Here is a 17,639-nt window from a genome sequence, read left to right on the forward strand (position 1 = left end):
GAGAACGACGACAGGAGACAAGACGATGAGAAACAGCAAGACTTCCACCTCCCTCGGCCGCCGCGCCGTCAACGCGCTGCTGGCCGGCGCGCTGCTGCTGCCGCTGGCCGCGCAGGTCCATGCGGCCGGGCCGATCAAGATCGGCGCCGTGGTCTCGGCCACCGGTCCGGCCTCCTTCCTCGGCGATCCGCAGCAGAAGACGCTCGAGATGTACGTGCGCAAGATCAACGCGGCCGGCGGCGTGCTCGGCCGCAAGCTCGAGCTGGTGCTCTACGACGACGCCAGCGACGCGAACAAGGCCAACGCCTTCACGCGCCGCCTGATCATGCAGGACGAGGTCGACGCGATCCTCGGCGCCTCCACCACCGGCTCGACCATGGCGATGGTGCCGCAGGCCGAGGCCGCGAAGATGCCGCTGATCTCGCTGGCCGCCGCCTCGGTCATCGTCGAGCCGGTCAAGCCCTACGTGTTCAAGATGCCGCACTCCGACCGCATGGCGGCCGAGAAGGTGCTCGGCGAGATGAAGAAGCGCGGCTTCACGCAGTTCGCGCTGCTGTCGGACACCGGCGGCTTCGGCAAGTCGGGCCGCACCGAGACGCTCAAGCTCGCCGAGACGCTGGGCCTGAAGGTGGTGGAGGACCAGACCTACGGCGAGAAGGACACCGACGTCACGCCGCAGCTCACGCGCATCAAGTCCTCGGGCGCGCAGGCCGTGTTCGTGTTCGGCACCGGCCAGGCGCCGGCCATCATCGCGCGCAACCACCAGCAGCTCGCGATGAAGCAGCCGCTCTACACCTCGCACGGCCAGGCCTCGACCGAGTTCATCCGCATCGCGGGCAAGTCCTCCGAAGGCATCCGCATGCCTTCGCCCGCGCTGCTGATCGCCCAGGCGCTGCCCGATGCCGATCCGCAGAAGAAGGTCAGCGTGTCGTATGCCAAGGACTACGAGTCGACCGCGAAGATGGACGTGTCGACCTTCGGCGGCTACGCGCACGACGCGCTGTACCTGCTGATCGACGCGATCCAGCGCGCCGGCGGCACCGACAAGCAGAAGCTGCGCGATGCCATCGAGGCCACCAAGGACTTCGTCGGCGTGAGCGGCATCTATCGCATGTCGGCCACCGACCACATGGGCCTGGACGTGTCCGCGTTCCGCATGGTCGAGATCAAGGACGGCAAGTTCGTGGAAGTCCGTTGAGTTCGCGCGCATCGACGGAGAGCGCATGAATCTCAATGCGAACGATCGCCGCCGGCAGGCGCGCCGGCGGTTGCCGCGCTTCGTCTTCGACTACGTCGACGGCGGCGCGGAGACCGAGGACTGCCTGCGGCGCAACGAGGCCGACCTGGCCGCGCTGCACCTGGTGCCGACCGCGCTGCGCGACACCCGCCATGCCGACCCCGGCATCACGGTGTTCGGCCGGCGCTGGGCCGCGCCGCTGGGCGTGGCGCCCGTGGGCTTCTCGGGCCTGGTGCGCCCGCATGGCGACACCCTGCTGGCCTGCGCGGCCGCGGCCACCGGCGTGCCGCACGTGCTGTCGACGCCGTCGAACGACCGGCTCGAGGCTGTGCGCGAGGCCGCGCTGCGGCGCGACCCCGAGGCGCTGCAATGGATGCAGCTCTACGTGATGGGCGATCGCGCCATCGCCGAGCAGCTGGTGCGCCGCGCGCGCGCCGCCGGCTATTCGGCGCTGGTGCTGACGGTCGACGCGGCCGTGAGCGGCTTGCGCGAGCGCGACGTGCGCAACGGCTTTCGGCTGCCGTTCCGCTTCACGCCCTCGACCCTGCTCGACCTCGCGCTGCATCCGCGCTGGTCGCTCGCGATGGCGATGCAGGGCCGCTCGCCCTCGTTCGTCAACCTGGCCGAGGCCGACGACGGCGCCACCTCGGCCCAGCTGCAGGCCGCGCTGCTGTCGCGCACCATGGACCGCACCCTGGCCTGGGAGCACCTGGCCTGGCTGCGCCGGCTGTGGGACGGCCCGCTGCTGGTCAAGGGCCTGCTGCATCCGGGCGACGCCGCGCTGGCCGTGCGCCACGGTGCCGACGGCATCGTGGTGTCGAACCACGGCGGCCGCCAGCTCGACGCGGCGCCCTCGACCATCTCGGTGCTGCCGCGCATGGTCGATGCCGTGGCCGGGCGCATCCCGGTGTTCGTCGACGGCGGTTTCCGCCGCGGCAGCGACGTGGTCAAGGCGCTGGCCGCCGGCGCCACCGCGGCCTTCGTCGGCCGCGCCGCGGTCTGGGGCATGGCCTGCGACGGCGAGGCGGGCGCGCGCGGCGTGCTGGCCGGCCTGGTCGACGACATCGCCCGCACCCTGGTGCTGCTGGGCGCCGACCGCGTGGACGAGGTCGCGCCCCATCACCTGCTCGCCAACCTTCCCTTTCCCGGCAGCGCCGGGCTTTCCCACGCCGGAGCACGCCATGGCTGACTTCATGCAATTCGTCTTCTCGGGACTCACCACCGGCGCGATCTACGCGCTGGCCGCGCTGGGCTTCTCGCTGATCTACAACGCCAGCGGCGTCATCAACTTCGCGCAGGGCGACTTCCTCATGCTCGGCGCCATGATCACGGCCGCGCTGCTCGGCGCCAGCCTGCCTTACGGCGTGGCCGTGGCCGGCGGCGTGCTGGCCACCGTGGTGGCGGGCCTGCTGCTGTACCGGCTCGCGATCAAGCCCGCGGGCGAGGCCAGCGTGGTGTCGCTGATCATCATCACCATCGGCGCCTCGATCTTCATCCAGGGCGTGGTGCAGATCGTGCTCGGCAAGAACCAGCAGACCCTGCCGGCCTTCAGTGGCGACGCGGCGCTGTCGATCCTCGGCGCCTACGTGCTGCCGCAGAGCCTGTGGGTGCTGGGCACGGCCGCGCTGCTGGTGGCGCTGTGCTTCGCCTTCTTCCGCTTCACCATGGTGGGCAAGGCGATGCTCGCGGTGGCGGCCAATGCGCTGGCCGCGCGCGCGGTCGGCATCCCGACCTCGCGCGTGCTGCAGCTCTCGTTCGGCCTCTCGGCACTGCTGGGCGCCGTGGCCGGCGTGGTGGCCGCGCCGATCACCACCACGGTCTACGACATCGGCCTGATGCTGGGCATGAAGGGCTTCGTCGCCGCCACGCTGGGCGGGCTCGGCAGCGCGGGCGGCGCGGTGGTCGGCGGCCTCATCGTCGGGCTGCTCGAGGCGCTGATGGCGGGCTATGTCTCCTCGGCCTACAAGGACGCCGTGCCCTTCGTGCTGATCGTGTTCATCCTGCTGGTCATGCCGCATGGCCTGTTCGGCAGCAAGGCAGCGGAGCGCGTATGAAGGCGTCCTCGCGGGCGCTGCTGCGTCCCTCCCTGCTGCTGCTGGCCCTGGTGCTGGCGCTGCTGCCGCTGGCCATGCCCAACAACTACGTGATCGACGTCGCGGTGCGCATCGCGCTGGCGGCCATCGCCGCGATCGGGCTCAACCTGCTGATGGGCTTCGCGGGCCAGATCAGCATCGGCCACGCGGCCTTCGTCGCCATCGGCGCCTACGGCAGCGGCATCGTGACGGCGCGCTTCGGCTGGCCCGCGCTGCCGGCCATCTGTGCCGCGGCCGTGGGCGCGGCGCTGGTGGCCTGGCTGATCGCCAAGCCGATCCTGCGCCTCAAGGGCCATTCGCTGACCATGGCCACGCTCGGGCTGGGGGTGATCGTCAACATCGTGCTGATCAACGAGGTCGACTGGACCGGCGGCCCCGACGGCATGCCGGTGCCGCCGCTGGCGGTGGCCGGCTTCGCCTTCGCCAAGGTGCTGCACTGGTACGCGCTGGCGGCGGTGCTGCTGTGGCTCGCGGTGCTGCTGTCGCTCAACCTCTACGAATCGCCGGCCGGGCGCGCGCTGCGCGGGCTCAACGGCTCCGAGGTGGCGGCGCGCGTGATGGGCGTGGACGTGGCGCGCTTCAAGGTGCGCGCCTTCGTGGTGTCGGCCGTGTTCGCCGCGGTCTCGGGCAGCCTCACGGCGCACTACCTGGGCTTCATCAGCCCCTCGCTGGCGGCCTTCACGCATTCGGTGGAGCTCGCGACCATGGTGGTGTTGGGCGGCATGGCCTCGACCTTCGGCGCGCTGCTCGGCGCCGCGCTGCTGACCGCGCTGCCGCAGCTGCTGGGCGGCCTGCACGGCTACGAGATGGTGTTCTTCGGCCTGGTGCTGATGCTCACCATGATGTTCCTGCCCAAGGGGCTGGTGCCCACGCTCGCGCTGCGGCTGCGCAGGAAGGGCTGAGCCATGCTCGAAGTGAAGAACCTCAGCAAGTCCTTCGGCGGCGTGCATGCCATGCAGGACGTGAGCTTCAGCGTGCGCGCCGGCTCGGTGCATTCGGTGATCGGGCCCAACGGCGCGGGCAAGACCACGCTGTTCAACCTGATCAGCGGCGTCTACGAGCCCACGCGCGGCGAGATCCTGCTCGACGGCGAGAACGTGGCGGGCATGGCGCCCGACCGGCTCGCGCGGCGCGGCATGAGCCGCACCTTCCAGAACCTGCAGGTGTGCATGAACATGACCGCCTGCGAGAACGTGATGCTCGGCGCCCACCTGCACACGCGCAGCTCGCTGCTGGGCGGCATGACCGGCGCCACGCGCCGCGCCGACGCCGCGCTGCGCGAGGAGGCGCTGCGGCTGATCGACTACGTGGGCGTGGGCCGCCATGCGCATGCCCATGCCACGCAGCTCTCGTTCGGCCTGCTCAAGCGGCTCGAGATCGCGCGCGCTCTCGCGAGCCGGCCGCGCCTGCTGCTGCTCGACGAGCCGGCCGCGGGCCTCAACGACACCGAGACCCACGAGATCACCGAACTGATCCGCAGCATCGCCGCCTCGGGCGTGACGGTGCTGCTGGTGGAACACGACATGAAGCTGGTGATGAACATCTCCGACCACCTGCTGGTGCTCGACTACGGCCGCAAGCTCGCCGAGGGCACCGCCGCCGAGGTGCGCGCCAATCCGCAGGTGATCGCGGCCTACCTGGGCACCGAGGCGGAGGCTGCCGCATGAGCGATGTCGCACTGGAAGTCAGCGGCCTGCGCGCCGGTTACGGCCGCATCGAGGCGCTGCACGGCATCGACCTGCGGGTCGGCGCGGGCGAACTGGTGGCGCTGGTCGGCGCCAACGGCGCGGGAAAGACCACGCTGTTGCGCGCGGTCTCGGGCCTGATCCGCGGCAGCGTCGGCAGCGTGCGCCTGTTCGGCCGCGAGATCGCGCGCGACAGCGCCGACGCGCGCGTGCGCGCCGGCCTGGCGCAGGTGCTCGAGGGCCGGCAGGTGTTCGGCCCGCTGTCGGTGCAGGACAACCTGCTGCTGGGCGGCTACACGCGCGCCGAGCGCCGCGCGCAGCGGCTGGACGAGATGTACGCGCTGTTCCCGGTGCTCGGCGAGAAGCGCCTGCTGGCGGCCGGCACGCTGTCGGGCGGCCAGCAGCAGATGCTGGCGATCGCGCGCGCGCTGATGTGCGAGCCGCGCATGCTGCTGCTCGACGAGCCCTCGATGGGGCTGGCGCCGCTGCTGGTGAAGGAGATCTTCGGCGTCATCGCGCGGCTGAAGTCGCGCGGCATCCCGATCCTGCTGGTGGAGCAGAACGCGCATGCCGCCCTCTCGGTGGCCGATCGCGGCTACGTGCTCGAGACCGGCGCCATCGCGCTGGGCGGGCCGGCCGCGCAACTGCTCGGCGACGAGCGCGTGAAGGCCGCCTACCTGGGCCTGTGAGGAACGACGCACGCATGAACTCCATCCCCGATACCGGCCTGCGCGTGGCCGACGTGCAGGCGCGCTGCGTCAACGTGCCGCTCGAGCATCCGGTGCGCACCAGCGTGGGCGTGGTGGCGACCGCGCCGCTGGTGCTGGTCGACCTGCACGCCGACGACGGCACCGTCGGCCATGCCTACCTGTTCACCTACACGCCGCTCGCGCTGCGCGCCACCCGGCGCATGGTGCTGACCCTGGGCAGCGTGCTCAAGGACCAGCCGCTCGCGCCCTTCGACCTCGACCGGCTGCTGGCGCAGCGGCTGCGCCTTTTGGGCCGCACCGGCATCGCGCTGATGGCCGGCGCCGGGCTGGACATGGCGGCCTGGGACGCGCTGGCCAAGGCGCGCGGCGTGCCGCTGGTCGAGCTCTTGGGCGGCACGCGCCGCGCCATCGCCGCCTACGACAGCCACAGCATGGACGGCCTCGCGCTCGGCACGAAGCGCGCCGCGCTCGCGGCGGCGCAGGGCTTTCGCGCCATCAAGACCAAGATCGGCCATGCCACGCTGGCGGAGGACCTCGAGGTGGTGCGCGCGCTGCGCGCCGTCGTCGGCGAGCGTGTCGAGCTGCTGGTGGACTACAACCAGGGCCTGAGCGTGCCCGAGGCGGTGCGCCGCATCCGCGCGCTCGAGGACGAGGGCGTCGGCTGGGTCGAGGAGCCCACCTTGCAGGAGGACTACGCGGGCCATGCGCGCATCCGCGAGCGCGTGGCGCTGCCGCTGCAGATGGGCGAGAACTGGTGCGGCCCCGAGGAGATGGCCAAGGCGCTGCAGGCCGGTGCCTGCGACCTCGCGATGCCCGACGCGATGAAGATCGGCGGCGTGACCGGCTGGCTGCGCGCCGCCGCGCTGGCGCAGGCGCACGGCGTGCCGATGTCGAGCCACATCTTCCAGGAGGTCAGCGTGCACCTGATGGCGGTGACGCCGACGGCCCACCTGCTCGAGCGCATGGACCTGGCGGCGCCGGTGCTGGCGCGGCCGCTGGCCTTCGAGGACGGCATGGCGACCGCGCCGGCCGAGCCCGGCACCGGCATCGCGTGGAACGAGGAGGCCGTCAGGCGCTGCCTCGTGTGAGGTTCAGAGCTTGCCGAGCGTGCGCACGATCTCGTCGACCAGCCAGCGGTGCGCCGCGCTGTACTCGTGGCGCGCATGCCAGTGGGCCTGCACCTGGAAGTCGGGCAGCGCCAGCGGCAGCGGCAGCGCCTTGAGCCCGCCCTGGCGCACGTAGAGGTCGGCCACGCGCGAGGGCAGCAGCACCAGCAGGTCGCTCTGCGACAGCAGCTGCGGCAGCACGGTGAACTGCGGCACGCGCGCCACGATGTTGCGGTTGATGCCGCGCTCGGCCAGCATGTCCTCGATCAGGAAGTGGCCCGAGCGCGGCGACGACACCATCACGTGGCGCGCCGCCGAGAAGGCCGCGAGGCTCATGCGCTCGCCGATGCTCGGATGGCTGGCCGACATCAGGCACACGTAGTGCTCGCGGAACAGCAGCGCGCCGTGCATCGGCGAACCCAGCGCGGGGATGTTGCCGACCGCCATGTCCAGGCGCCCGGTCGACAGCTCCTCGCCCAGCGTGTCGGAGATCTGCGCGATCTCGATCTCGATGCGCGGCGCCACCTCCTGGAAGCGGCGCAGCAGCGGCGGCACGAAGTACAACACGCCGATGTCCGACATCGCGAGCCGGAAGCGCCGCGTCGAGCGCAGCGGATCGAAGCTGGCGTTCTGCTCGAGCGTGCCCTCGACCATGGTCAGCGCCTCGCGGAAGCGCTGGAACAGCTGCTCGGCCATGCCCGTGGGCACCAGGCCGTCGCTGCCGCGCGAGAACAGCCGGTCGAGGTAGACCTTGCGCAGTTTCGCCAATGCGTAGCTCACGGTCGACTGCGTGACGTCGAGCCGCTCGGCCGCATGGGTCACGCTGCGGGTTTCGTAGATCGCGACGAACACGCGGACGAGGTTGAGGTCGAGGTGGCTCATGCGGGGCTGAATGTGCCACATGAATGCGGGATCGGGCAGCCGTACGCAGAGGGCGCGAAGATTACGCGAAGGACGCGAAAGAACAGCCGAAATGTGTGGGCCGCGCCCAGGCGATCGCCGTGCGCCCAACATCGCAGGAACGGTGCGAGGCGGTCGTGCGACGACAGCCCACCTTTTGGGGTTTTCTTCTGCGTCCTTCGCGAAACCTTCGCGCCCTCTGCGTACGGCTGCCCGTATTCAGAACCCCCTAGACCTCCACAGTCGTCACCTCGAAGCGCGCCAGCGTGTGCGCGCCGAACATCATCGTGATCGGCACGTCGGCCGCGTCGCGCCCGCGCGCCACCGTCACGCGGCCGATGCGGCGCTGGTTGTGGCGCGCGTCGAAGGTGTGCCAGCGGTCGCCGAGGTAGACCTCGAACCAGGCGCTGAAGTCCATCGGCGAGCGCACCGGCGGCACGCCGATGTCGCCGAGGTAGCCGGTGACGTAGCGCGCCGGGATGTTCATGCAGCGGCACAGCGTGATCGCCAGGTGCGCGAAGTCGCGGCACACGCCGGTGCCCTCGCGCAGGCCCTGCGCGGCGGTGCGCGTGGCGCGCGCGCTCGCGTAGTCGAAGCGCAGGTGGCCGTGCACGAAGTCCGAGATCGCCTGCACGCGCGACCAGCCCGGCGCCACGCCGCCGAAGCGGTCCCAGGCGAACTGCAGCAGCTCGCTGTCGACCTCGCAGTAGCGGCTGGGCAGCAGGAAGGCCAGCGTCTCCACCGGCAGCGCGGCGGGGTCGTGCTCGACGGCGTCGCGCTCCACCGGGTCGGGCGTGCCGGGGTCGGCGATCACGGCCTGGTTGCGCAGCCGCACGTTCGTCACGCCCGCGGGGATCTGCACGCGCGCGCAGGCATTGCCGAAAGCGTCGAAGTAGTGGTCGGTGAACAGCGGCGGCTCGAGCGTGAGCTGCTCGCCGCCGCCGCGCAGGTCCGCCACGCGCGAGGGATGGACCTGCAGCATGTAGACCAGCGCGGTGGGAGCGATGGGGGCCATGGCGAGCGCGAGCTCGATGTCGAAGCCGATCCGGATGAGCATGGGTTCTTTCGCGGGGGAGATTCCCCGACACCCATCTTGGGGTCGAAGACATGCGCGCGCGCGGGGTCAACGCGCGCATCGCTCGTAGTCCGTCGCGCTGTCGGCGTCTTCCTACCGCAGCGGCGTCCGCTCTCCCACAGACGGGGGCGGGGCGCCACTACGGGTTTCGCGCGGTGCGACCCCTACGCTCGGTCTCCGCCCGTATCGAAGCCAGGCAGGGAGAGGTCGCAAGTCCTGGCCAGAGCGATCCATATCGCACGGGCGCGTTCAACCGGTCCGCTGGAGGGAATCATGGAGTTTTCGTCGCTGTTCGACTCGTTCGCCACCCATTGGGGCGACGAGATCCTGATCTGGTCCGTTGCCGCCGTCGCCGGCTGCATCTGCCTGGTCGCATTGGTGAATGTGCTGGACATGCTTCTCGACAACGGCGGCGCCGGATGAGCCTGAGCTCCTTCCAAGACACCCAGAAAGCCCCTCGATGACGCCACAGAACAAGGCCGCCGCCCGGCGCGCCAAGCCCGCCAAGACTTCCAGAGCGGGGGACGCCAGCGATGCCAAGCAGCAGCAGCTCGAGGGCTTCACGCTCGACCACGGGGCCGAGCTGACGACCAACCAGGGCCTGCGGATTCCCGACAACCACAACTCGCTGAAGGCCGGACGGCGTGGACCCACGCTGCTCGAGGACTTCATCCTGCGCGAGAAGATCACGCACTTCGACCACGAGCGCATCCCCGAGCGCGTGGTGCATGCGCGCGGCGAGGCAGCCCACGGCTACTTCCAGGTCTACAAGTCGATGTCGCAGTTCACCAGCGCCGACTTCCTGCAGGACCCCGATGCGAAGACGCCTGTGTTCGTGCGCTTCTCGACCGTGGCCGGTTCGCGCGGCTCGGCCGACACCGTGCGCGACGTGCGCGGCTTCGCCGTCAAGTTCTACACCCGCGAGGGCAACTATGACCTCGTGGGCAACAACGTGCCGGTGTTCTTCATCCAGGACGCGATGAAGTTCCCCGACCTGATCCATGCCGTGAAGCCCGAGCCGCACCACGAGATGCCGCAGGCCGCGAGCGCGCACGACACCTTCTGGGACTTTGCCTCGCTGATGCCCGAGACCACCCACATGCTGATGTGGGCCATGAGCGACCGCGCGATCCCGCGCAGCCTGCGCATGATGGAAGGCTTCGGCGTCCACACCTTCCGCCTCGTCAACGCACGCGGCGAGAGCCACTTCGTGAAGTTCCACTGGAAGCCCAAGCTCGGCATCCACGGCCTGGCCTGGGACGAGGCGCAGAAGATCGCGGGCAAGGACCCCGACTTCCACCGCCGCGACCTCTGGGAGGCGATCGAGAACGGCGACTTCCCCGAATGGGAGCTCGGCGTGCAGATGATTCCCGAGGGGAAGGAGGGCACGCTGGGCTTCGACCTGCTCGACCCCACCAAGCTGATCCCCGAGGAGATGGTGCCGGTGCAGAAGATCGGCCGCATGGTGCTCAACCGCAACCCCGACAACTTCTTCGCCGAGACCGAGCAGGTGGCGTTCCACCCGGGCCACCTGGTGCCGGGCATCGACTTCACCAACGACCCGCTGCTGCAGGGGCGGCTGTTCTCGTACACCGACACGCAGATCTCGCGGCTGGGCGGCGCCAACTTCCACGAGCTGCCGATCAACAAGGGCGTGTGCCCGTTCCACAACTTCCAGCGCGACGGGATGCACCGCCAGACCATCGCGCGCGGCCAGGTCGCCTACGAGCCCAACACGCTGGGCTCGGGCGCCGAGTTCCGCGTGGACGGCGACAGCGCCGGCTTCCAGAGCTATCCCGACGCCGACTACGAGGCGCCCAAGCTGCGCCGCCGCAGCCACACCTTCGACGACCACTTCACGCAGGCGCGCCTGTTCTTCGAGAGCCAGAGCGCGCCCGAGAAGGAGCACATCGTCGCGGCCTTCCGCTTCGAGCTGTCGAAGGTGGAGGTGCCGGCGATCCGCCAGCGCATGGTCGACAACCTCGCGCACGTCGACGAGAAGCTGGCGCGCCGCGTGGCCGAGCCGCTGGGCATCGGCGAGCCCGATGCGCGCGCGGCCGCCGGGCGCGCGGGCTTCCGCGAGCACCGCATCCACCTGCCGATCGAGGAGTCGCCCGCGCTCAGCATGGCGGGCACCGGCGACGGCTCGATCCGCACGCGCAAGGTCGCGATCCTGGTGGCCGACGGCATCGACTCGGCCTCGCTCAAGCCGATCCGCGAAGCGCTCGAACAGGCCGGCGCCCAATGCAAGGTCGTGGGCCCGCGCCTGGGTTCGGTGGTCAGCGGCTCCAAGCGCCAGGTCGACACCGACGCCACCTTCGCCAACATGCCCTCGGTGATGTTCGACGCGGTGCTGGTGCCCGCGGGCGCCGAGGGTGCGCGCGCGCTCGCCGCCAGCGGCGATGCGGTGCATTTCGTGCTCGAGGCCTTCAAGCATTGCAAGGCCGTGTGCACGGTGGGTGAGGGCGTGCAGCTGCTGTCCACCCTGGGCATCGCCGCCGACACGCCGGCCGACAGCCTGCCGCCGGGCGTGGTGGTGGCGGCCACGCCGGTCACCAACCTCGGCGACACCAGCGCCGCGCAGCAGATCGCGCAGGACTTCGTGGCCGCGATCGCGAAGCACCGGCACTGGGACCGGCCGAACATCGACGCCGTGCCGGCCTGAGCCCGCTCAGACCCGTGCCGAACGCCGCAGCTGCTTGAGCAGCAGGCCCAGGTACGGGTTCGGGTCGGCCTCGCGGTAGCCCAGGTGCAGCGCCGACACGGCGCTCTTCTCGCGCAGCCGCTGGTAGACCACGCCCTCGAGCCGGATCGACTCGGTGCCGCTGGGCACGATCGCGAGGCCCACGCCGGCCGACACCAGGCCGACGATGGTCGAGGCGTCGCGCGCCTCCTGCACCATGCGCGGGCGGAAGCCCGCCTTCGAACACAGCTCCTGCACCTTCCAGTACAGCCCGATGCCCGAATGGCGCGGGTAGAGGATCAGCGGCTCGTCGCGCAGGTCGGCGATGCGCACCGGGGCCCGGCTCAGCGGGTGCGTGGCCGGCACCGCCACCATCAGCGGCGCCTGGTACCAGGCCTCGATCGCGATGCCCGCGGGGATCGGCACGTTGGGATGGCGCAGGATGCCGAGGTCGAGCTCGTGGCCGTGCACCGCGTCGAGCTGGTCGAGCGAGGTCATCTCGTGCAGCGCCAGCGCGATGCGCGGATGCGCGGCCTGGAACTCGCGGATCGCGGCCGGCAGCGTGGCCGACAGCATCGACGAGGCGGTGTAGCCCAGCGCGATCTTGCCGATGCCGCCCGTCGCCGCGTCGCGCGCCTCGCCCTTGGCCGATTCCACCGAGGCGAGGATGGCCTGCGCGCGCTCGAGGAAGTGGCGCCCGGCCTGCGTGAGGTGCACGCGGCGCTTGTCGCGGTCGAGCAGGCGCACCTGCAGCTCCTCCTCGAGCAGGCGGATCTGCGTGCTCAGCGGTGGCTGCGCCATGTGCAGCCGCTGTGCCGCGCGCGTGAAGTTCAGCTCCTCCGCCACCGCCACGAAATAGCGCAGATGCCGTAGTTCCATCGATATCTCCTGCGTATGGGAATCTGTGAGCAATCAGTATTTCCAAATATAAGGCCGACTGCCTACAGTCGCCGCCATGGAGACAAGAGACACCCCTTCGCCGGCGTCCGCCGGCAGCACCAGCCCCGTGATGCAGCGGCTCGCGCGCCGCCAGTGGGTGGCCGCGCTCGGCGTGCGCCATGCGCGCGGCGCCGAGATCGCGCGGCTGGCCAAGGCCAGCGGCCACCATGCGATCTGGGTCGACCTCGAGCACAGCGCGATGCCGATCGACGCGGCCGGCGCCATCTGCGCCACCGCGCTCGACATCGGCCTGGTGCCCTTCGTGCGCGTGCCCGAACGCGAATACGGCGTGATCGGCCGGCTGCTCGACGCGGGCGCGGCCGGCATCATCGTGCCGCGCGTGGAAACGGCCGAACAGGCGGCCGACGCGGTCGCGGCCTGCCGCTTTCCGCCCGAGGGCCATCGCTCGGCCATCGCCGCGCTGCCCGCCTTCGGCTATCGCCGGCTGCCCGCCGCCGAACTGCGCGAACGCGCCAACCGCTCGACCGTGGTCAAGCTGCTGATCGAGAGCCCGCGCGGCATCGAGAACATCGAGGCCATCGCCCGCGTGCCGGGCGTGGACCTGCTGGCGATCGGCAGCAACGACCTCGGCGCCGAGATGAACCTCGCGGGCGGCCCCGCCGTGCATCCGCGGCTGCGCGAGGCGCACGACGCCGCGCTCGCGGCCTGCGCGCGCGCCGGCAAGCCGCTGGCCATCGGCGGCGTGGCCGACATCGCCTACGTGGCCGACTGCATCCGCCGCGGCGCCGCGCCCTTCCTCATGACCGGCATCGACACCGACCTGCTGCTCGCCGTGCTGCACGAGCGCGTGGCGCAGGCGCTCGATTCGGTGCGGCCGCTCGACGGCGCCGTGCTGCTCGACTGAGCTTCTTCACATATTCGATCCGACCTTTTCCATGACCGACCAGATCCTCGTTTCCAAGCCGATGCGCGACGCGCAGACCCTGACCCGCGCCGCCTTCGAGGTGCCCGCCGGTGCCTGCGACGCGCACGTGCACGTGTTCGGCCCCGAGGCACGCTACCCGCGCGTGCCCGCGCCGCACTACACGCTGCCCGACGGCGACCTGCCGCAGCTGCGTGCCGCGCTCGGCGTGCTCGGCCTCGAGCGCTTCGTGATCGTGCAGCCCAGCTTCTACGGCACCGACAACCGCTGCATGCTCGATGCGCTCGACCTCGCGGGCGATGCCGCGCGCGGCGTCGCGATGGTCGAGGACGGCACCTCGGCGGAGGAACTCGCCGCCATGCATGCGCGCGGCGTGCGCGCGCTGCGGCTCGACCTGTTCCTGCGCTCGGGCCTGCCCACGGCCGAGCTGCAGCGCTTCATCGCGCGCAGCGTGGAGCGCACGCGCGCGCTCGGCTGGCATGTCCAGTTCTACACGCCGGGCTGGGTGGTGCGCGACCTGATCCCCTTCCTGCCCGAGATCGAGAGCGACTTCGTGATCGACCACATGGGCTACATGCTCGAGAGCGACGGCCTCACGCGTGCCGACTTCGACCGCCTGCTGCGCGCGGTGCACGATGGCCGCGGCTGGTTCAAGCTCTCGGGCCCGTACCGGCTCGCCAAGGACGGCAACTACGAGCGGCTGCGGCCGCTCGCGCAGGCCATCGTCGAGGCCGTGCCCGAGCGCGTGATCTGGGGCAGCGACTGGCCGCACATTCCCGAGGGCGGGCGCGACACCGGCGAACTGCTGAACCTGCTGGGCGACTGGATCCCCGACGCCGCCGCGCGCCGGCGCATCCTGGCCGACAACCCGGCGCGGCTGTTCGGGTTCTGAGACCATGGCTGCCTCCACGATCGAAAGCCCGGCCATGCAACTGAACTGCATCCAGGAACTCGCCACCACCGGCGCGCGCGCGGTGGCCGGCTTCGTCCACGGCGGCACGCGCTACCTCGCGGTGCCGCAGCTGGCGCGCGACGTCGAGGGCCAGCCCGCGAAGATGACGCTGGGCGACAGTGACCTCGAGATGCCCGTCTACCGCTGGGAAGGCGGGCGCTTCGTGCCGCACGCCAGCCTGCCGGTGCCCGGCGGCGAGGACGCCGAGTTCTTCCGCATCGGCGAACGCGCCTTCCTCGCCACCGCGAGCCTGCGCAGCGGGCGCGATCCCTACACGCTGGCCGTGCCGTCGACGATCTTCGAGCTGGTCGACGGCCGCTTCGAGCCCTTCCAGCGCATCGACGGCTTCGCGGCCAAGCAGTGGCACCACTTCGCGATCGGCGAACGGCACTTCCTCGCGCTCGCGCAGGGCGTGACCCTGCCGGGCGAGCAGCCCGCGCGGCCGGTGTCGTCGTGCCTCCTCGAATGGGACGGCGCGCGCTTCGTGCCGTTCCAGGACGTGTCCTCGGCCTGGGGCTACAACTGGGCCTTCTTCGAGGTCGGCGGCGAGCGGCTGCTGGCCCATGCCGACCATGCCGTGCCCTCGCTGCTGCTGCGCTGGAACGGCGAGCGCTTCGAGCCGTTCCAGCAGCTCGACGGCCAGAGTGGCCGCGCCTTCTGCTTCTTCGAGACCCAGGGCCAGGCCTGGCTGGCCTTCGCCAACCTGCATGGCGACACGCTGCTGTACCGCTGGCAGGACGGCGGCTTCGCGGTGCACCAGGTGCTCGCGGGCCCGGGCGGGCGCGAGTTCGCCTGGCGCGGCGATGCCGAGGGCGGGCACCTGGTGCTCGTCAACTTCCTGCACGGCACGCGCGAGGCGCCGATCCCCGAGCTCGAGTCGATCGTGTTCCGCATGGACGACGGCCGGCTGGTCGAGGCCGCGCGCTTCGCGACCTCGGGCGGCACCGACGCCGCCTTCTTCGAGGCCGACGGCGCGCTGCATCTCGCGGTGGCCAACAGCCTGAGCGCGGCGGTGCGCTTCGCGACGCCCAGCCGCATCTACCGCGTCGACGCTTCCACCAACGGCTGACCCGCCATGGCCACCTACGCACCCCACGAAAGCCCCGAGCTGGTCCGCCTGTTCGAGACCTACACGGCCGGGCCCACGAGCATCGGCGCCACGCTGACGGCGCGCACCGCCGCGGCCAGCGCGCACGATCCGCTGATCGTCGCGACCAGCACCGACATCGTGCTGTTCCCCGGCGGCGGCCGGCCGCCCGAGATCGAGGGCTTCCGCATGTCCACGCGCGGCTTCAAGGAGCTCGCGGGCATCTCGCACCACGGGCCCGCGGTGGCCTCGCTGCTGCGGCTGCGCGAGCTCGATCCCGAGGGCGAACTCTGGCGCGCGGAGACCCGACGCCTGATCGACAGCACGCGCGCCGCGCGCGCCGCCAACTCCGAGGCGCTGTGGCGCGACACCGTCGCGGTGCCCGCCTACCGCGGCCGCGAGGCGCGCATCGCGCAGCTGGTCGACTACTCGTGCGCGCTGACCGAGCGCTACCTCGAGCGCGCGCTGCGCGAGCCCGACAGCTTCACCGCCGCCGACATGCGCGAGCACTACATCGAGGCGCGCGGCGATGCCGCGGGTGCCACGGTGCCGATGAACGCCGTGATGATCGCCACCTTCTTCCTGGTCGGCATGGACACCGGCCACCGCGTGATCGGCTGGTTCGACCGCCATGCGATCGACTGGTCGCGCGCCATGGTGCTGATCGTCGGCCGCCAGGGCCGGCCCACGGCCGGCGTGACCTGGACCACCAATTCGGTCGCCGCCATGATCCTCGCGGCTTCGGGCCAGCGGCTCGCGCTCGACCGGCTCTACATCGCGCCGCACGGCCCGAGCTTCAAGGTGGCCGAGCTGCCCGACCTCGCGGCGGTGCGCGCCTTCGAGGAGCCGCTGCGCCAGATCTGGGCCCACACGCGCACGGTGAGCGAACTCGGGCCGCTGATGTACGAGGGCTATCCGCGCTTCGAGCCCGGCGCCGCGGGGCGGCCCCGCATCGACGCGCGGACGGAGTCGGTCGGCGAGATGCCCGCGATCGCGAGTCCCGACGACTGGTTCGCGCTCAATACGCGGCTGCGCGTGGTGCTCGAGGATCCGCGGCAGCTGCTCTCGGGCTGCGTGGTCGACTACGCGGTCGACCAGCTGCGCGCCAACGGCAACGACCCCGCGCGGCTGGTGGTGCCGGGGCTGGACAACGTGAGCTATCCACCGTTGGTGCCGCGCACCGGCGGTTGAGTGGACTGCGGCGGGCCGATCGGGCTCGCGGAGGCGGGACAACCAAAGAAGAAGAGCAGGACGGCAGGCACGCCGGCGGCGACGCCGCGCGCATTCGATTCATAGAAAAGAGAACGGAGACAAGACCATGAGAAAACTCGCAACCCTGTGGGGCGCCGCCCTCGCGCTGACGCTGGCCAGCGCCGGCGCGCAGGCGCAGTCCGGCGCCTGGCCCCAGCGCCCGATCCGGATCGTCACGCCCACGCCGGCCGGCGTGGGCTCGGACGTGTTCGCGCGCGCCTATGCCGAGCGGCTCGGCCAGATGCTCAAGACGCCGGTGGTGGTCGAGAACCGCCCCGGCGCGCTCGCGGCGATCGGCACCGACGCGGTCGCCAAGGCCGCGCCCGACGGCTACACCATCCTGTTCTCGACCAGCAACCCGTTCACCATGACGCCGTTCCTGCTGTCGAAGCTGCCCTACAACCCGCAGACCGACCTGGTGCCGGTCACGCAGGCGCTCAAGGGCGGTTCGTTCATCGTCGCCAACCCCTCGGTGCCCGCGAAGAACCTGGTGGAGCTGGTGGCGCTCGCGAAGAAGGACCCGGGCCGCGTGAGCTTCGCCTCCTACGGCTCGGGCAGCACCGCGCACCTGGGCTTCGAACTGCTGCAGGATGCCGCGGGCATCGAGCTGCTGCACGTGCCCTACAAGCAGAGTGCCATGCCCGACGTGATCGCGGGCCAGGTGATGCTGGGCTTCGAGCCGCCGATCTCCGCGCTGCCCAACATCCGCGCGGGCCGCATCAAGCCCATCGCCTACACCGGCAGCCAGCGCAGCGCCGCGCTGCCCGACGTGCCCACGCTGGCCGAGCGCTATCCGGGCCTGGAGGTGTTCACCTGGCTGGGCTTCTGGCTGCCCGCGAAGACGCCGCCCGAGATCGTCGACCGCTTCAACCGCGAGATCCGCGCGGCCACGCAGTCGCCCGAGATGCAGAAGCTGATCGCCGAGGCCGGGCTCGAGCCGATGGGCACCACGCCCGAGGAGACGCGCGCCATCGTGCGGCGCGAGGCCGAGGCGATGGGCAAGCTCATCAAGGCCAAGAACATCCGCATCGATTGAGT

At 71.1% G+C, this 17,639-nt stretch carries 17 protein-coding genes; 14 read left to right on the top strand and 3 right to left on the bottom strand.

Going from position 1 to position 17,639, the window contains the following annotated elements; genetic code table 11:
- The first annotated feature begins 25 nt into the window (after positions 1–25).
- The 7 genes from AC1HIL_RS07535 to AC1HIL_RS07565 are packed head-to-tail and all read left to right on the top strand — an operon-like array spanning position 26 to position 6,813.
- A complete protein-coding gene (locus AC1HIL_RS07535) occupies positions 26–1,198 on the top strand; it encodes an ABC transporter substrate-binding protein (RefSeq protein ID WP_261209135.1) in 1,173 nt (390 codons plus the stop codon).
- Between the two features lie 25 nt (positions 1,199–1,223).
- Positions 1,224–2,426, top strand: a complete 1,203-nt coding sequence (locus AC1HIL_RS07540) for an alpha-hydroxy acid oxidase (RefSeq protein ID WP_064262327.1) — start codon at positions 1,224–1,226, stop codon at positions 2,424–2,426.
- Positions 2,419–3,291: a branched-chain amino acid ABC transporter permease gene (locus AC1HIL_RS07545; protein WP_398498213.1), complete on the top strand. Its 873-nt coding sequence runs from the start codon at positions 2,419–2,421 to the stop codon at positions 3,289–3,291. Before AC1HIL_RS07540 ends, AC1HIL_RS07545 begins: the two co-directional genes overlap by 8 nt.
- A complete protein-coding gene (locus AC1HIL_RS07550) occupies positions 3,288–4,232 on the top strand; it encodes a branched-chain amino acid ABC transporter permease (protein WP_057593306.1) in 945 nt (314 codons plus the stop codon). The genes AC1HIL_RS07545 and AC1HIL_RS07550 overlap by 4 nt, the downstream gene beginning before the upstream one ends.
- 3 nt (positions 4,233–4,235) lie before the next feature.
- Positions 4,236–4,997 carry an ABC transporter ATP-binding protein gene (locus AC1HIL_RS07555; protein WP_057593305.1) on the top strand — a complete coding sequence of 254 codons (762 nt, stop codon included), beginning with the start codon at positions 4,236–4,238 and terminating at the stop codon, positions 4,995–4,997.
- Positions 4,994–5,704 (top strand): ABC transporter ATP-binding protein, encoded by a 711-nt coding sequence (locus AC1HIL_RS07560; protein WP_261209128.1) that lies wholly within the window; start codon positions 4,994–4,996, stop codon positions 5,702–5,704. Before AC1HIL_RS07555 ends, AC1HIL_RS07560 begins: the two co-directional genes overlap by 4 nt.
- 14 nt (positions 5,705–5,718) lie before the next feature.
- Positions 5,719–6,813 (top strand): enolase C-terminal domain-like protein, encoded by a 1,095-nt coding sequence (locus AC1HIL_RS07565; RefSeq protein WP_479671499.1) that lies wholly within the window; start codon positions 5,719–5,721, stop codon positions 6,811–6,813.
- 3 nt (positions 6,814–6,816) lie between these two features.
- On the opposite strand, the gene AC1HIL_RS07570 is transcribed toward AC1HIL_RS07565, so the two are convergent.
- Both AC1HIL_RS07570 and AC1HIL_RS07575 read right to left on the bottom strand, forming a co-directional pair.
- Positions 6,817–7,713: a LysR family transcriptional regulator gene (locus tag AC1HIL_RS07570; protein WP_057593302.1), complete on the bottom strand. Its 897-nt coding sequence runs from the start codon at positions 7,711–7,713 to the stop codon at positions 6,817–6,819.
- Between the two features lie 247 nt (positions 7,714–7,960).
- Positions 7,961–8,788, bottom strand: a complete 828-nt coding sequence (locus AC1HIL_RS07575) for a transglutaminase-like domain-containing protein (RefSeq protein WP_479671500.1) — start codon at positions 8,786–8,788, stop codon at positions 7,961–7,963.
- A gap of 291 nt (positions 8,789–9,079) precedes the next feature.
- Between AC1HIL_RS07575 and AC1HIL_RS07580 the strand changes: the two genes are divergently transcribed.
- Together AC1HIL_RS07580 and katE are read left to right on the top strand one after the other, a co-directional pair.
- On the top strand, positions 9,080–9,229 hold the full coding sequence (locus tag AC1HIL_RS07580; protein WP_172705381.1) for a hypothetical protein: 150 nt from the start codon (positions 9,080–9,082) through the stop codon (positions 9,227–9,229).
- Between the two features lie 37 nt (positions 9,230–9,266).
- The gene (gene katE, locus AC1HIL_RS07585) at positions 9,267–11,471 is read left to right on the top strand and encodes a catalase HPII (protein ID WP_057593300.1); all 2,205 of its coding nucleotides are present in this window, start codon (positions 9,267–9,269) and stop codon (positions 11,469–11,471) included.
- Between the two features lie 6 nt (positions 11,472–11,477).
- Here katE and AC1HIL_RS07590 read toward each other — a convergent pair whose 3' ends face one another.
- Positions 11,478–12,368, bottom strand: a complete 891-nt coding sequence (locus AC1HIL_RS07590; protein WP_057593299.1) for a LysR family transcriptional regulator — start codon at positions 12,366–12,368, stop codon at positions 11,478–11,480.
- A 76-nt stretch (positions 12,369–12,444) separates the two neighbouring features.
- On the opposite strand from AC1HIL_RS07590, the gene AC1HIL_RS07595 reads away from it, so the two are divergent.
- From AC1HIL_RS07595 to AC1HIL_RS07615, 5 genes are all read left to right on the top strand, one after another.
- A complete protein-coding gene (locus AC1HIL_RS07595) occupies positions 12,445–13,293 on the top strand; it encodes an HpcH/HpaI aldolase family protein (RefSeq protein ID WP_261209098.1) in 849 nt (282 codons plus the stop codon).
- A gap of 31 nt (positions 13,294–13,324) precedes the next feature.
- A complete protein-coding gene (locus tag AC1HIL_RS07600) occupies positions 13,325–14,203 on the top strand; it encodes an amidohydrolase family protein (RefSeq protein ID WP_093350769.1) in 879 nt (292 codons plus the stop codon).
- 4 nt (positions 14,204–14,207) lie between these two features.
- Positions 14,208–15,332 carry a hypothetical protein gene (locus AC1HIL_RS07605; RefSeq protein ID WP_479671501.1) on the top strand — a complete coding sequence of 375 codons (1,125 nt, stop codon included), beginning with the start codon at positions 14,208–14,210 and terminating at the stop codon, positions 15,330–15,332.
- A 6-nt stretch (positions 15,333–15,338) separates the two neighbouring features.
- Complete coding sequence (locus AC1HIL_RS07610) at positions 15,339–16,541, top strand: DUF5624 domain-containing protein (protein WP_479671502.1); 1,203 nt, start codon at positions 15,339–15,341, stop codon at positions 16,539–16,541.
- Positions 16,542–16,668: 127 nt separating this feature from the next.
- Positions 16,669–17,637 carry a Bug family tripartite tricarboxylate transporter substrate binding protein gene (locus tag AC1HIL_RS07615; protein ID WP_413761600.1) on the top strand — a complete coding sequence of 323 codons (969 nt, stop codon included), beginning with the start codon at positions 16,669–16,671 and terminating at the stop codon, positions 17,635–17,637.
- Positions 17,638–17,639: the final 2 nt, after the last annotated feature.

The sequence above is a fragment of the Variovorax sp. ISS6 genome, from assembly GCF_056523145.1.

Bases quoted from the DNA above. Each gene is read 5' to 3' on its own strand.
- AC1HIL_RS07560 (WP_261209128.1), top strand. From the start codon at position 4,994: ATGAGCGATGTCGCACTGGAAGTCAGCGGCCTGCGCGCCGGTTACGGC.
- AC1HIL_RS07590 (WP_057593299.1), bottom strand. From the start codon at position 12,368: ATGGAACTACGGCATCTGCGCTATTTCGTGGCGGTGGCGGAGGAGCTG.
- AC1HIL_RS07610 (WP_479671502.1), top strand. From the start codon at position 15,339: ATGGCCACCTACGCACCCCACGAAAGCCCCGAGCTGGTCCGCCTGTTC.
- AC1HIL_RS07575 (WP_479671500.1), bottom strand. From the start codon at position 8,788: ATGCTCATCCGGATCGGCTTCGACATCGAGCTCGCGCTCGCCATGGCC.
- AC1HIL_RS07555 (WP_057593305.1), top strand. From the start codon at position 4,236: ATGCTCGAAGTGAAGAACCTCAGCAAGTCCTTCGGCGGCGTGCATGCC.
- AC1HIL_RS07535 (WP_261209135.1), top strand. From the start codon at position 26: ATGAGAAACAGCAAGACTTCCACCTCCCTCGGCCGCCGCGCCGTCAAC.
- AC1HIL_RS07570 (WP_057593302.1), bottom strand. From the start codon at position 7,713: ATGAGCCACCTCGACCTCAACCTCGTCCGCGTGTTCGTCGCGATCTAC.
- AC1HIL_RS07605 (WP_479671501.1), top strand. From the start codon at position 14,208: ATGGCTGCCTCCACGATCGAAAGCCCGGCCATGCAACTGAACTGCATC.
- AC1HIL_RS07600 (WP_093350769.1), top strand. From the start codon at position 13,325: ATGACCGACCAGATCCTCGTTTCCAAGCCGATGCGCGACGCGCAGACC.
- AC1HIL_RS07545 (WP_398498213.1), top strand. From the start codon at position 2,419: ATGGCTGACTTCATGCAATTCGTCTTCTCGGGACTCACCACCGGCGCG.
- AC1HIL_RS07550 (WP_057593306.1), top strand. From the start codon at position 3,288: ATGAAGGCGTCCTCGCGGGCGCTGCTGCGTCCCTCCCTGCTGCTGCTG.
- katE (WP_057593300.1), top strand. From the start codon at position 9,267: ATGACGCCACAGAACAAGGCCGCCGCCCGGCGCGCCAAGCCCGCCAAG.
- AC1HIL_RS07580 (WP_172705381.1), top strand. From the start codon at position 9,080: ATGGAGTTTTCGTCGCTGTTCGACTCGTTCGCCACCCATTGGGGCGAC.
- AC1HIL_RS07565 (WP_479671499.1), top strand. From the start codon at position 5,719: ATGAACTCCATCCCCGATACCGGCCTGCGCGTGGCCGACGTGCAGGCG.
- AC1HIL_RS07615 (WP_413761600.1), top strand. From the start codon at position 16,669: ATGAGAAAACTCGCAACCCTGTGGGGCGCCGCCCTCGCGCTGACGCTG.
- AC1HIL_RS07595 (WP_261209098.1), top strand. From the start codon at position 12,445: ATGGAGACAAGAGACACCCCTTCGCCGGCGTCCGCCGGCAGCACCAGC.
- AC1HIL_RS07540 (WP_064262327.1), top strand. From the start codon at position 1,224: ATGAATCTCAATGCGAACGATCGCCGCCGGCAGGCGCGCCGGCGGTTG.